12 protein-coding genes are annotated in these 12,400 nt (G+C 50.0%); 6 read left to right on the plus strand and 6 right to left on the minus strand.

Going from position 1 to position 12,400, the window contains the following annotated elements; translation table 11 throughout:
* Positions 1–4: 4 nt before the first annotated feature.
* From C3708_RS00570 to C3708_RS00580, 3 genes are read right to left on the minus strand one after another with little or no spacing between them, the layout of a single operon-like run.
* Positions 5–2,599, minus strand: coding sequence for a fimbria/pilus outer membrane usher protein (locus C3708_RS00570; RefSeq protein WP_103949045.1), 2,595 nt, complete (start codon positions 2,597–2,599; stop codon positions 5–7).
* On the minus strand, positions 2,599–3,321 hold the full coding sequence (locus C3708_RS00575; protein ID WP_103972656.1) for a fimbria/pilus periplasmic chaperone: 723 nt from the start codon (positions 3,319–3,321) through the stop codon (positions 2,599–2,601). The genes C3708_RS00570 and C3708_RS00575 overlap by 1 nt, the downstream gene beginning before the upstream one ends.
* 44 nt (positions 3,322–3,365) lie before the next feature.
* Entirely contained in the window at positions 3,366–3,944 is a 579-nt protein-coding gene (locus C3708_RS00580) for a fimbrial protein (protein WP_103949044.1), read from the minus strand.
* Between the two features lie 317 nt (positions 3,945–4,261).
* On the opposite strand from C3708_RS00580, the gene C3708_RS00585 reads away from it, so the two are divergent.
* A complete protein-coding gene (locus C3708_RS00585) occupies positions 4,262–4,525 on the plus strand; it encodes a hypothetical protein (protein WP_103949043.1) in 264 nt (87 codons plus the stop codon).
* 71 nt (positions 4,526–4,596) lie between these two features.
* Positions 4,597–5,256: a helix-turn-helix domain-containing protein gene (locus C3708_RS00590; protein ID WP_103946367.1), complete on the plus strand. Its 660-nt coding sequence runs from the start codon at positions 4,597–4,599 to the stop codon at positions 5,254–5,256.
* Positions 5,257–5,267: 11 nt separating this feature from the next.
* Here the strand turns inward: C3708_RS00590 and umuC are convergent, their stop codons facing one another.
* Both umuC and umuD read right to left on the minus strand, forming a co-directional pair.
* Entirely contained in the window at positions 5,268–6,530 is a 1,263-nt protein-coding gene (umuC, locus tag C3708_RS00595) for a translesion error-prone DNA polymerase V subunit UmuC (RefSeq protein WP_103946366.1), read from the minus strand.
* Complete coding sequence (umuD, locus tag C3708_RS00600) at positions 6,514–6,948, minus strand: translesion error-prone DNA polymerase V autoproteolytic subunit (RefSeq protein WP_103949042.1); 435 nt, start codon at positions 6,946–6,948, stop codon at positions 6,514–6,516. The genes umuC and umuD overlap by 17 nt, the downstream gene beginning before the upstream one ends.
* A gap of 141 nt (positions 6,949–7,089) precedes the next feature.
* On the opposite strand from umuD, the gene C3708_RS00605 reads away from it, so the two are divergent.
* Complete coding sequence (locus C3708_RS00605) at positions 7,090–8,022, plus strand: zinc-dependent alcohol dehydrogenase family protein (protein WP_103949041.1); 933 nt, start codon at positions 7,090–7,092, stop codon at positions 8,020–8,022.
* On the opposite strand, the gene C3708_RS00610 is transcribed toward C3708_RS00605, so the two are convergent.
* Positions 8,009–9,043 (minus strand): AI-2E family transporter, encoded by a 1,035-nt coding sequence (locus C3708_RS00610; protein WP_095281877.1) that lies wholly within the window; start codon positions 9,041–9,043, stop codon positions 8,009–8,011. The two genes, C3708_RS00605 and C3708_RS00610, sit on opposite strands and share 14 nt — an antisense overlap.
* A 431-nt stretch (positions 9,044–9,474) precedes the next feature.
* On the opposite strand from C3708_RS00610, the gene mdtJ reads away from it, so the two are divergent.
* The 3 genes from mdtJ (at position 9,475) to C3708_RS00630 (ending at position 12,399) form a co-directional block, all read left to right on the plus strand.
* On the plus strand, positions 9,475–9,837 hold the full coding sequence (gene mdtJ / locus C3708_RS00620) for a multidrug/spermidine efflux SMR transporter subunit MdtJ (RefSeq protein WP_095281879.1): 363 nt from the start codon (positions 9,475–9,477) through the stop codon (positions 9,835–9,837).
* Entirely contained in the window at positions 9,824–10,153 is a 330-nt protein-coding gene (gene mdtI / locus C3708_RS00625) for a multidrug/spermidine efflux SMR transporter subunit MdtI (RefSeq protein WP_095281880.1), read from the plus strand. Before mdtJ ends, mdtI begins: the two co-directional genes overlap by 14 nt.
* Before the next feature lie 83 nt (positions 10,154–10,236).
* On the plus strand, positions 10,237–12,399 hold the full coding sequence (locus C3708_RS00630) for a bifunctional diguanylate cyclase/phosphodiesterase (protein ID WP_103949040.1): 2,163 nt from the start codon (positions 10,237–10,239) through the stop codon (positions 12,397–12,399).
* The last annotated feature ends 1 nt before the right edge of the window (position 12,400 follow it).

The following is a 12,400-nucleotide window of genomic DNA, read 5'->3' on the forward strand; positions in this document are numbered from 1 at the left end:
ACACCTATTGGCAAATACTTGCAAAACGCTGGATAGCATTTTTACTGTTTTGATTGGGTTCTGATGGATTTAACGCATAAGCCACCTGGCACTGGTTATGCACATCCTCACCCCATTTGATGGTCAACGTCCCTTTTGGTTTACTGACTTTCACGTAAATCACGCCTCCCTGTGATACCGCGCCGATATGCGTGTTTTCATCATCAAAAACATCGGCCCCAAACGGCAGAGGCTCCCCTTTAGTGGTCGAGACGATGAGCAGCGGTGTACCGGTATGGGTGGTAAACTTCACTTTCACGACAGATCCCGCACGCGGAACCACTTCTTGTGCGGTGTTTTCAAACTCCACGCCCAAATCTGAGCCTTCCGGGTTAATCGCGACCCGGTTTTGCTGGTAGGGAACCAATGACGGTGAAAGGGCATAACCTGAAGAATCTATCGTCGAACCGGCAGAACCCGCCACTTTCGCGCCTTCGGCTCCTTTGGCTTCTATCAGGGCGTAGTTATCGCTGTTATAAGGGGAGAATGTGACGCCACCTGAGTGAGCGACAATTCCGCCAGACATCCCAACAGACGTACTGTTATAGCCGCTGCCGGTGCTGTAACTCCCGTTTACCGTCGCTTTGCTTCCCTCCCATGAGCCACTCACACTGCCGGAACTTCCGGAGTAGTTGTCATGCGAACCACTGACGTTGTAGTTATACTGGTTATCGCCGCCAAACGAGCCTGACAGGTTGGCCTGTTCACCGCGTCCACCATCGCTATCTTGGTTGTAACGCATGCTGACATACGGCGTCGCGCCGCCATGTCCAGGCCACAAGGGCATGGAAAGGGTCAGATACCAGGTGGTTTGATCCTGTCCATTTCCGGCTTTGTTCCTGCTGCCATTAATACTGTAATTAAGCCACTTGTAACTATTGGAATATCCTACCTGGTACTGCATGTTGTAGCTGTCACCGTTATTCCAGTAGTTCTGCATGGAGGAGCTAATATAAACATTACCCATCCCCGCCGGCAGTCCCTGGTTCAGGCTAAGCGAAAACTGGTTTTTTGAGCGCCAGACAGTATTTGGATCGCCATCATGGTTTATTGCATCACGCGTTTGCACTGCGGTTTGCAAATCCATGTACCCTGAACTGGAGTAGCGATATGCCGCGATCGTAATGTTGCTGTTAGTTTCGTTAATGAGTTTGCTGTAGCTCAGGCGAAAACTTTGGCCAACCATATCACCAGTTTTACCACCAATATGGCTCCAGGATTGCGTCACATCCGCACTGACTGCGCCAACGGGGGTTCCAACAGCTGCCCCAACGAGGACCGCCTGATAGTTCTGGCTGTATTGCGTGCCCGTATAAGCCGTGAGGATGTTGGTTAACCCGCGCATGAAGGTTGTTTCATAGAACATCGGCTGTTCGGATTCACCGTAATCGCGCAATTTGCCTGCCGTCGCGGTGAATTGTTGCGCTCCGGGGCGCAGCGATTGCGCCAGAGAAGAGTAGGGGATGGAATACTGCTGGGTACTGCCATCCGCCTCTTCGATAGTCACATCCAGATCGCCGCCGTAACCTGTCGGCCCCAGATCATCAATCTGAAATGCTCCCGGAGCAACGGTGGTCTGATAAAGAATATTGCCGGACTGACGCACCGTGACTTTGGCGTTTGTTTTTGCGATCCCTTTTATTTGCGGGGCATATCCGCGCTGAGATGCGGGTAACATGCGATCGTCAGTGGCTAGTTGTGCACCGGTAAACGAGACAGAATTGAACATTTGTCCCGAGGTGTAATATTGTCCAAGGTAAATATGGCCCCGGACAAACTCCGTATCTCGCTGCACATAGGTGTTATTACTCTGATAACCACCACCGGTATCTTGATCCCAGTTATAAGAGCCATTGTGGCGAAAGTACCATTTGCCAATATTTAGCCCTGCGTTCAGAGAGGAGTAGAATGAACGGGATGTCCCGGCGTTGCTGTAATGGGATTCATAGCCGTTCATATAATAACCCAGCATCAGGGCAGGCACGCCGCTGTCCCACAGTGCCGGGTCGATATTTCCTCGCGCTGTGTGCTGCAAATAGATTTGAGGTACTTCAATATTGAGCTGTTGTTTATCAGCGTCAAATTTAACAGTCGCATCGGGTATCAGATTAGCAAGGTCAGTACAGGCCGCCAATGCAGCAAGCCCCTTTCGGGCATCAAAAGGAACTTTTTCTAAATTCAAGTTAATAGAGTTAATAATGTCGGGTGTTAAACAGGGGGTAACTCTGTTATTTTCACCTTCTTTGAAGGTGACTTCTTCATGCGAGACCAGGTTCTCATTTACCAGAATGTCAATGCGATATTTACCTGGCATCACATTTGAACCATAGGCAAAACGGCTGACATCTATTTTATTCTGTCCTTCCTGACGCAAGAGCTGAGTATCGAACTCTGCCGCCGTATCCTCTGATGAGGTTGGGTTTCCATCTTCTGAATTAGTGTTTAACTCAGTAGCACTGAATCCGAACGGCGAGAAAAAAACAAATGTCGAAAAACAATATAAATAGACGCAAGGAAGAAAAACATTTTTTCTTAACACAGCCAACCCCTGTTTAGACATTAACTTTTTGCTTTGTGGTGAATGAGCGCTCCGTAGTCATTAATGGTACTGAATGAAAGTGCGTCAATATTCCCGGAGTTTTTTAGCGTGAATTTCTGAGATTCACCGGGGGCAATCATTTTTCCGTTGGACTCAGATGTCCCGTTATTCCCTTTGTAAGTTATATCGAAGATAGTGATGTTGTATTTAGAATTGTTTTGCACCGTAGCGTTCTGGCCGGTTAGGCGCCAGTGCAATTCGTCGGGAGCATCATTGCTATTCCCGGCTAAACCCTCAGGGCGATAAAATAATTTAATGCGGGTGCGAAATACGACATTCAACTTTTGTTGGCTATCGCTGCTGTTTTTATCTTTCGCAGGGACTTCAAGGACATTAAGCCAGTATACGGATTCTTTGTCACTGGGTAGAGCAGGAACGCCGGTATAGCTGATTCGTATCGTTTGTCCCTTATTGGGGTCAACCCGGTTGATAGGCGGTGTTAAAACAAAGGGTACTGAAATTTTTTCGGGTGTTGTATTTTCGTTGCCAGTATCAATCCAGCTTTGGACTAATACTGGCCGGGTATTATTATTGGTGAGGCTGATTGTAACTTCGTTTTTATTTCCCTGATATATTACTCTGGTTCCATCCAAAACAATGCTTGCATAAGTCGACTGACTTATCATCATGCCTGCGCTGAGCGCGCAAAATGCCCACACAGCTTTTTTACTGTAGAAATTCATTTATGAAATACCTAATTTTAACCAGGGAAATAACTTACGAGAACTTATTGATACATCAACTCATAATCGACAGTACTGCTGACGGAGCCAGAAGTTGCAGTACCCAGAGCTGAATAATACTCTACAAAGTAAAGCATTTTAGTTGCACCCTCCGGGTCGGTGTTAATCGTTGTTGGCGCTGTTGTTGATGATTGATTCGGGTCATTCACCTTGATGGCTTCATGGTCTGAATCGAGAAGTCTGAATTGAACATTTGTTGCCGCGCCGGTGGAGGCTGTGTTGTTGAGATATCCCTGGTTATCACCATTGGCACTTTTAAAGTTTGCCGCAATTTTCGTTTTTGCAGGCGTACCCAGAGTACAATTTTTAGCAACAATGAAGAATGGCTGCTGACCCGCAGAGGAGGCCGGAGCGGCCAGTGATGTTTTCGAAACTTCGTCCAGAGTTATTGTCCCGGTACCGGCTGTACCAATTTCAGCTCCTTTATATTCAAGAGAAACATCACATGTCGCATCTGTGATTTTACCATTAAAAGTAATGGTATTCGTTGCAGCGGCATTTTGCAGAGTGGCCATATTTAATGCCATTACTGTACCAAGTGAGAACACCGTTATTAATTTCATTTACAGCTCCATTCAGTTTCTGTTTACTTTATGTTTACATGTATGGTGAAGTACTTAATGAGTTAAGTACTTATCTAAAGTGTCGATACTGTAATGTTAATTTCCACATTAACCATGTCGTGCATTTACAGTCTGCCACTGTCATTTCTTTGATATTTTAATGATTCCGAATCGATTAGTTTCGGTAGGTGAATTATCTAATTAGTCTGCTAACAGGTCTACCTTTTTACAGTCCAATTATAAACTGTGAAATGATAGAGCTTGCTTTAAGCCTGCGTTAGTGTTCGCTCGTATTCTAATTTACAAAGGTGCTTGCCATGACCCCGTCCAGAAAAATCAATGTCACATCACAGGAAATTAACAAAAACTCAGTAGTGCTTCGTTGCGATGAAGATTATGAAAGATGGTATCTGGAACAGTTTGATTTCAGTATGTTTTCTGATGTTGAAGCTAAAAATGCGATGGAGGAAGAAAGACCAGATTACTATCCTTGTATTCCATTGCTTCAGGAAGACAGGTATGAAGTGACCTATTTGGGGGAGGACCTTGTTAAGCACTGGTTCCGAAACTTTATACAGTAACTCTTTTACCGATTTAACCACCTTGCAACATCTCTGCTAATCTAATAAAAACACGTCCTCTGGAAAAAGAAATGAGTAACGACTCAGATGCAATGAGGCTCTTATGCCCAACATCAACATGCGTACATTCCGGGCATTTGAAACTATTGATGGATAAACTTGAGCCACATTTAACGTACCGTATCTGCCCCGTAGGCAAACGGCTCAGTTTCAGTGCAGATCATCAGCCAGACTGTTACTTCATCCGCAAAGGGGCTATTTCTCTTTATCGACAACCTGATGATATTCTTTTGGAAATTTTGGAGGCCCCAACGTTAAGGGGGATCATCCCTGTTCCTGAAACCTCACAGTCTCTGTTCACATTGCGAGTTGTTGAAACGGCAGAGATTGCCACTTTGGATAAACAACGGTTCTATACCCTGCTAACAGAGCACAGTCTGTGGCAACCTTTTGCTATGCATCTGCAGCTGGTTGCGAGTATTTCAGCAGAAGTGTTGTTCAAACTGGGGTCTCCGTCCGTTTTTGAGCTGGTTCGCTATCAACTCTATGAACTGATTAGCAAACCTCAAACCCTAAGAGAATCGATTACCGCGGAGAATTATATTCGAGGAAAAACACGGCTCTCTCGCTCTGCAATCATGAACACTCTTTCGGCATTAAAAAGAGGTGGCTATATCAGTATCGAAAACGGGCATCTTACGGACGTTAAATATATTCCCTCGCGTTATTAACTATTTCTGCTTTATTTGACAATAGGCAGGTCTGAATATCGCGTTGTATAGCAGGGCGACAACATTTCTCGTTTCATGGCCCAGGATTTTTTGGCGCCCTGACCAGCAAACCACACAGAACCTCGGCCAGAATGATTGAGTTGATCGACGACGCGCATGAGGGCGGCACTGTCTGGGCGCGGCTGGCGCTCGTCAAACAAACTCAGCTGTGCCACTCCCTGGCTGTAGAAGTCACTGAGCATCACGCCTGCTTTCATATAGCGATGTCCGTCAATCCAAATTTGGTTCAGTGCCTCAATCGCCACGCTGATAATATCCCGCGTATCGTTGGTGGGAATTATCAGCTTACCCGAACATTGATTGCCATAAAAAACCTCATCCTGTGCATGTGGGCTGGTACGGATAAACACGCTAATAAAACAACAAAATTGTTTCTCCGCCCGCAGTTTCTCGGCGGCGCGTTCGGCGTAAGCGCAAATGGCCTGGTGCATGTCGTCATACTGAGTGATGCGACTCCCGAAGGAGCGGCTGCAGATAATTTGTTGCTTGGTGGGAGAAAACTCTTCCAGTTCCAGACAAGGTTCACCGCGTAGCTCGCGTGAGGTTCTTTCCAGCACGACATTAAAGTGTTTACGGATCACCCAACTGGAGCATTCGGCCAGATGCAAAGCGGTGTCGATCCCCATCAGGCTGAGCTTCTTAGATATCCGTCGCCCAACCCCCCAAACCTCGCAAACCGGTACAAGCGCCAACAGTTTACGCTGGCGATCGATATTCGATAAATCGACCACGCCGCCCGTTTTTTTCCACGTTTTTGCAGCATGATTTGCCAGCTTAGCTAATGTTTTGGTCGGGGCGATACCGACGCCGACTTTCAGACCCGTCTCTTTAAACAGCCGCTGGCGAATTTTGTGGCCGAAATCCTCCAGACTGATACAACTGCTGATGCCTGTCATGTCGAGAAAGGCTTCATCAATCGAGTAGATTTCTGCTTTCGGTGCCATTTCTTCGAGGATGGTCATCACCCGGCGGCTCATATCTGCATACAGCGCATAATTGGAGCTAAAGACGTGTACCTTTTGTCGCCTCAGTTCATTCTTTAACTGAAAATAGGGGCCCGCCATGCTGATACCCAATGCCTTCGCTTCTGCTGAACGTGAAATAATACATCCATCGTTATTTGAAACGACAACCACGGGCTTCCCCTGAAGGTCTGGTCGGAAAACAGTCTCACAGGAGGTGTAAAAGTTGTTTACGTCAACGAGGGCGAACATGTCTGTTGGCTTTCAAGGTAAATGTCACGACGCCAAATATTTCCAGTTCTTCTTCTCCTTCAAATAGGATGGGAGAATAGCTAGCATTGTGAGGTATGAGTTGAAGACGTGGATAAGTTTGCAGCTCTTTTACGGTAAATTCGCCCGCGACGGCAGCAATAACAATATCACCGTGCACAGCAGATAGTGAACGGTCAACAACCAGTAAGTCACCATTGCTGATGCCTGCGCCGATCATGGAATCGCCACTCACTCTGACAAAGTAAGTGGCACTGGGATGTTTAATGACCAATTTATTCAGGTCAAGACTATCCTCGACATAGTCCTGGGCTGGGCTGGGGAATCCACAGGGTACACGCTCCATAAACAGCGGAAGCAACATCGTGGCGTCGAGCCTGCTTGGGGAAATTAACTGCATAATGGGTGGCTCATTCAACTGTGTTTATATACAGTATCCATGATTAACCAGAACGATCAAGAGCCTTGCTGGGTGTTTTCTGGAACCAGTTGAAGGGGCAGTAAATTTTAATTATGTTGATAACTCTTTTCAGGGCCGTACATGAATCATCTCGCATTAGGATATGGCTGCTTTGGTGAGCCTGAGTCCGTCCTCCAGCTGGAGACGATTTCTCCCGGTTTGTTCAATCCCGATCAGCTGCGGGTACAAATGCTTTTTTCCCCGGTTAATGCCTCGGATCTGATCCCCATCACCGGCGCTTATCGCCATCGCACACCGCTGCCTGCCATCGCGGGCTATGAAGGTGTCGGCGTAGTCATTGACGGGCCGCCGCATCTGATGGGCAAACGCGTGCTGCCACTGCGCGGGCAGGGAACCTGGCAGCAGGTGGTGGACTGTCCTGGGGATCTGGCGATCCCGGTGCCTGATGATATCGACTCCATGCTTGCCGCTCGCGCCTGGATCAATCCGCTGGCCGCGCAGCTGATGCTGAAACTCTACCCGCCACAGGGGAAACGCGTGCTGTTGACGGCTGCGGGATCGGACTGTGCCATTCTGCTGGGGCAGTGGGCGCTCAACGCCGGAGCTGAAGCGGTGTACGGAATCCATCGCTCGCAAGTCCATGCCGACCGGCTGGCGGCACTGGGGATCACGCCAATATCACAACACAACGCAGCAGTAATTCGCGCGTTAGCGAAAGATACGGATCTTGTCTATGACGCCACGGGCGGCGACGTGGCAGAGCAGATTCTGGATATGCTGCCCAAAGCCGGAACTTTTGTCTGCTACGGTCTGCTTTCCGGGCAGATGTTCAGGCAGCAAAAACAGGTGCGCTGGTTCCATATCCGCAACACGCTGGATGCGATGAGCGTGGACGAATGGCAGGGGCAATTTCGCGAAATATGGCCGAAATTGCAGACCAGCCATTATGGCGATGCCTCGCTGTTTGCGCTGAGCGCGTGGCGTGAAGCGCTGGCCTGTTACCGGGAAGCGGGGCGAACCGCGAAGCCGATGTTTGCCTTTACCGCTGGCTAACATCGCTCAGCAGTACCGCGATGCTCTGGCCGCCCGCCGTCTGCTCCAGCGCAATCTTCACGATAATGGTCAGCGGCACGGAAAGGAGCATCCCAACCGGGCCGAGCAGCCATCCCCAGAAGATCAGCGATAAAAAGACCACCAGCGTGGAAAGTCCCAGCCCGCGGCCCATCATGCGCGGTTCAAGAATATTGCCGAACACCAGGTTAATCACCAGATACCCCGTCAGCACAATCAAAGCATCGTACAATCCGCTAAACACCAGTACCTGGGCGATCGGAGGAATGGCGGCCAGCACCGAGCCAATGTTGGGAATATAATTGAGCGCAAAGGCCAGCAAACCCCAGACAAACGCAAAGCGCACATCCAGCGCCGCCAGCATCGCCCACGCTACCAGCCCCGTCACAATACTGATGGCCGTTTTGAGCACCAGATAGCGCGACACGCTGTCCAGCGCCCGCTGAATCGCGACCATTCCTTCCACCGGACGGGACATAACCTGCTGCAATTTGATCGGTAGCTGAGGCACTTCGATCAGCATAAACACCACGGTCAGCAGCAGCAGGAAGATAGAAGTCATCGCGCTGGAAAGCTGTGACAGCAGGGCAGTCACCAGGGTCATGGCGGCATTCGGGTCGATGTACTTCAGCAACTCTTCTACGGAGACTTCAATCCCGGCGCGCTGTAGCCAGGGTTCGATATGCTGCAATGGCACAACGAGAGAGGAGCGATACTGCGGCAGGGTGCGCGCCAGTTCGTTCAGGGATGTCCCCAGATACGCCACCAGCAGCACCATCGCCAGAATGATGACGGTAATCAGTAACGAAATCGCCAGCACGCGCGGGACGCGCAGGCGCACCAGACGTTGCACCAGCGGATTGAGGATCACGGCGATAAACAGCGCCAGAATAAAAGGCACGATAATGTCAGCGGCAAAACGGATCCCCGCGAGAATGATCACCAGCATTCCGAGCATGATGACAATTTTTAATCCGTTCAGGGTAATGATGGGTTTTGCCATGAGAGTTCCTGAGTTAATTCTTATATCTATATCATAACGGGAATATTCATTTACTCTACTAACCAACGTCAAACGGGCAGGGTAAAGAAGTGAAAAGGTTTTGAGTTAATTCCTGGCTTATGGTACAAATCAGGCGTGTTTAACTACCGAGGACAATTTTCATCCGCAATGACGAGAAGCAATACCGCGGATAATTGTAATATTATGGACAATCTGTTCAGGACGTACTTTTCAAATAACACCGCTGTTTTTTCAACTTCCCTCTGCCTGCTGTCCGGTGAGCAACACTGGCGCAACGCGCTATAGATCCCTCTTCTGCCTGTTATCTGAGCTAACGCCACGCGTTTAGCTATCTGATTGATATCATTTTTTCTGGGTTTGTCGTTTTCGACAAGCTGCAGTGATTTATATTCTCTTGCAGGAGATGCACCATGTTTTACTGGATATTGTTAGCCCTCGCTATTATCGCTGAAATTACTGGAACCTTGTCGATGAAATGGGCAAGCGTCAGCGATGGCAATACTGGCTTTATATTAATGCTGGTAATGATTTCCCTTTCGTATATTTTCCTGTCGTTTGCGGTAAAAAAAATCGCGCTCGGTGTGGCGTATGCGTTGTGGGAGGGGATCGGTATTCTGTTAATCACACTGTTCAGTGTGATGTTATTTGATGAAACCCTGTCAACAATGAAAATTGCCGGTCTGTCCACGCTGGTTGCGGGTATTGTGCTGATTAAATCGGGCACCCGCAAAGCGAAGAAACAGCCACAGGAGCCAACTCATGCAACAGTTTGAATGGGTTCATGCGGCCTGGCTGGCGCTGGCGATTGTGCTGGAGATTGTCGCCAACGTTTTCCTTAAATTTTCGGATGGCTTCCGGCGTAAAATCTACGGCCTGATGTCTATCGCCGCCGTGTTGGGCGCGTTCAGTGCGCTTTCTCAGGCGGTGAAAGGGATCGATCTTTCCGTAGCCTACGCACTGTGGGGCGGTTTTGGTATCGCGGCGACGCTGGCGGCGGGCTGGATACTGTTCGGTCAACGGCTGAATCGCAAAGGCTGGATTGGATTGGTTCTGCTGTTGGCTGGCATGATCATGATAAAACTGGCCTGATGTGATCGCTGCCTGTATTTACGGGCAGCGAAATTCGCTACCTGTATTACTCTTAGAAAGAAGTGCTTTTAAGAGGGCGGCGAATGTATAACCCATTAAGCTGGCGCAATATTCCCACCGCAAAAACCCTGTTCGTCATGATCTTTATGGCCGGGATCGGCTTGATCGTTTCTGTCGTCGCGCTACTTTATCTTTCTCTGCACCTGATCAGCAGTAAAACCAACGAAATAGATGAACACCGTTCGGCGCTTTCCGTGCAGGGGGCGATCCAGACATCGGCCAACCGCGTCTGGTCGCTGGTGATTGATAATGCCGTCTGGGATGACGCCGTCCGCGAAGTTTATCCTCCGGCCTTAAACACTGAATGGCTGTACAACACCTGGGGCGCTGGCTTTAAAATCAATAACCTGTATGACGGCACTTTCGTGCTGGATGAGCATTTCAACGTCCTGTGGGGCTCGTTTAAAAGCAAATCCTTTCACGAGCAGAATCTCGATTTTTTTGGCAATGGCCTGAAGGCGCTCATTCGTAACAATGCCGATTCGCTTCGGTCGGATAAAAATATTTACGCCGGGATCACCCGCACGCGCCAGGGGGTGGCGTTTGTCGGCATTGGCCTGATTCGCCCGATGATTGGCCGCTTACAGGTGCACAACGACGTGCGCCGCTATCTGGTGATTACCCGCCATCTCAACCCGCAAATCCTGAGCGATCTCGGAAATACCTTTCAGATTGAAAACCTTAATTTCACACCGGAACATACCAGCGAGGCCAGCGTCCCCCTGAAAAGCTCAGCGGGAGAACTGTTGGGTTATCTCAACTGGCAGCCGCGCCTGCCGGGTGCGCAGGCGGCGAGTGCTGCCTCGAGTGACATCACCCAAATTGTGATCCTGGCGGCGGGGCTGATCCTGCTGTTTATTCTGCTGAGCAGCGTCGGGTTGTACAAACTGGCGCGCGGTGAAAACCAGGCCCGGCGGGTCGCGCTGACGGACTGGCTGAGTCATTTACCCAATCGCCGCGCGCTGATCGAGGCGCTGGAGCAGGTCAGTCTGCGCGGCGATAGCGATGTCAAAAGCGTGGTGTTTATCGATCTCGACGGTTTTAAAGATGTGAATGATATTTACGGCCACGATGTGGGCGATGAGCTGATTATTATGATGGCTCGCGCGCTGCGTGAAAGGGTGCCGGACGGTGGAATGCTGGCCCGTATGGGAGGCGATGAGTTTGCGATGATGATTGGGGGCGGGTATTCGCAGGCGCGGGCGGCGGCGTTTGCGGGCAATGTGCTGGATTTTCTCAGTGCACCGCTGCGCCTGGGCGAGCGCACGATCCACATCAGCGCCAGTATCGGCATTGCCAGCGGCACGTTGATTGAATGCACCAGCTCAGAGCTGTTCCGCCGGGCGGATATCGCGATGTATCACTCGAAAATCACCGGCAAAGGCCGCGTCACCCAATACGACGCGGCGCTGAACAGCGTGCGCGAGCAGCAGTTGGCTATCGAAAATGAGATCCGCAGCGGCATGGAACGGGATGAATTTGAGGTCTGGTATCAGCCGATTATCGACGCGCGCAGCCAGAAAATGACCAGCGTCGAGGCGCTGGTGCGCTGGCCACGGCGTCCGGCGGGCGAGTTGGGGCCGGACGCCTTTATTAGCATCGCTGAAACCAGCGGTTTAATTTATGCCCTGGGGCAGTTTGTCCTGCGCCGTGCCTGTCAGGATCTGGAGCCTTTTAGCGATTTAAAGCTGTCGGTGAATATCTCCCCGGCGCAGTTCCGTGACCCTGAATTCGAGGAAAAAGTGGCGCGGGTGATTGAGATGACCCGTTTCCCGGCCAATCGTCTGCAGCTGGAAGTGACGGAAACCTACGTGCTGGAAAATCCAGAGCGCGCCAGGGCCGCCATTTCCAATCTCAAAGCGCTGGGGACTGCGGTGGCGCTGGACGATTTTGGCACCGGCTATTCCAGTATTGGCTATTTGAGGCGCTTTAATTTCGACACCATCAAAATCGACAAATCGCTGGCCGGGCTGGTGGACAATGACGAACAGGCGGCGGCGCTGGTGAGCGGAACGGTAAGAATAGCCAGTGCGCTGGGCATGGCGGTGGTGGCCGAAGGGGTGGAAAACGAAAAACAGATGAAACTGCTTCGCCTCGCGGGTTGCGACCAGTTGCAAGGATTCTGGTTCAGCCAGCCGATGCCCATCGAGGCGATTATTGAATTACGTAAAGTTCGATATGTGTGAG

This window comes from Lelliottia sp. 7254-16 (assembly GCF_002922995.1).
GTDB classification, from domain to species: domain Bacteria; phylum Pseudomonadota; class Gammaproteobacteria; order Enterobacterales; family Enterobacteriaceae; genus Enterobacter; species Enterobacter jeotgali.